Source organism: Rhodospira trueperi (assembly GCF_900101965.1).
GTDB lineage: Bacteria > Pseudomonadota > Alphaproteobacteria > Rhodospirillales > Rhodospirillaceae > Rhodospira > Rhodospira trueperi.
In genome coordinates this window covers 1-1,395 of the sequence record NZ_FNAP01000042.1, presented here as the reverse complement: position 1 = coordinate 1,395, position 1,395 = coordinate 1, and the positions used below count along the sequence as shown (strand labels likewise).

Here is a 1,395-nt window from a genome sequence, read left to right as displayed (position 1 = left end):
GGACTTCGCCTCGCCCAGGAGCTTCAGCAGGGGATCGTGGCGCAGGCTGTCGTGATCGGTGAGATCCTCGTAGCCTAGCGCGATCCCGGTGACCCGCTGGGCGAGCAGGTCGGCCAGCGGATGGCGGACCCGGGACGGGTCCCGGCGGTCGTCGAAGCACGCCGCCATGCGGGGGAACAGGTCCAGGCGCTTGGCCGTCTCCCGCAACAGCAGGCCGCCGGCGTCCGAGGTGATCTCACCGCCGTCGAAGGCGGCGATGACCGCGCGCGGGCCGAAACCGGAAAAGAGCATGCGATGTCCCGTTATCGGATTGATTCGGCTCGATATTATAGAGGTCGGCACGTTCCCGGACGAGGAAAAACCGGGACCCGGGCGACGCTGTTTTGCTATCCTCCCCGGCGTGGTCCAGAGAAGGGAGAGACGCGGTGCCCGTCAGCAAGAACCGCCGCAAGGATGGCACGAAGGCCCCCAAGCCGGCGCCCCGGAAACGCCGGACCGCCGATCCGTCCCCGGCCCCTCTGCCGGAGGACCTGCCCCCGCGGGTGACCATGGAAAAGATGATGGCCAACCTGCAGAGGAGCCTGCTGGCCGAGGATCTCCTGGGCGAGGCGGAGGCCGATCCGCTCCACGCGGCGCAGGACATCATGTATGACGCCTGGGAGCGCGGGACGAAACGGGAGCGGGTCGCCCTGGCGAAGCGGGCGCTCGGGATCTCAGCGCTCTGCGCCGACGCCTGGCTGCTGCTGGCCGAGGAGGAGGCCAGGTGCATCGTCGAGAGGCGGGCCACCCTGGAAAAGGCCGTGGCCGCCGGGGAAGAGGCCGTGCGGCACGTCCTGGGGGAGGAGGCGTTCGAGGAGGAGGAAGGGAACTTCTGGGGGATCCTGGAAACGCGCCCCTACATGCGGGCGCGGGCGGCCCTGGCCGAGTGTCTCTGGGAGATGGGGGACCGCGACGAGGCCGTGGCCCACTGGCGCGACATGCTGCGGCTGTGCCCAAACGACAATATGGGCCTCCGCCATGTGCTGGCGCCGAAACTGCTGCACCTGAACCTGTTCGAGGCCACCCGGGAGCTGCTCCACGAGTACGAGGAGCCGGACTTCGCTGAATGGGGTTACACCGATGCCCTGCTGAAGTTCAAACAGGGCGGGGCCACGTCGGGGGCGACCAAGGCGCTGACCGCGGCCATCAAGAACAACCCCCATGTGCCGGCCTACCTGCTCGGCGAGAAACGCCTGCCGAACCAGCCGCCGCCCCACTACGCCCTGGGATCGAAGGACGAGGCGATCCTCTATGTCCTCTCCAGCCTGGAAACCTGGACCTCGACCAAGGGCGCCCTGACCTGGCTGAGCGACACCGCCAAAAACACCCTGTAAAAAATCAGCCGCTCAAAATCCG

At 67.8% G+C, this 1,395-nt stretch carries 2 protein-coding genes; one reads left to right on the top strand and one right to left on the bottom strand.

What is annotated here, in order from left to right; genetic code table 11:
• The coding region (locus BLS85_RS18435; protein ID WP_176793912.1) for a transposase at positions 1-291 on the bottom strand (291 nt) is incomplete at its 3' end.
• A gap of 134 nt (positions 292-425) precedes the next feature.
• Between BLS85_RS18435 and BLS85_RS18430 the strand changes: the two genes are divergently transcribed.
• Entirely contained in the window at positions 426-1,373 is a 948-nt protein-coding gene (locus BLS85_RS18430; protein WP_092788194.1) for a tetratricopeptide repeat protein, read from the top strand.
• Positions 1,374-1,395 lie beyond the last annotated feature (22 nt).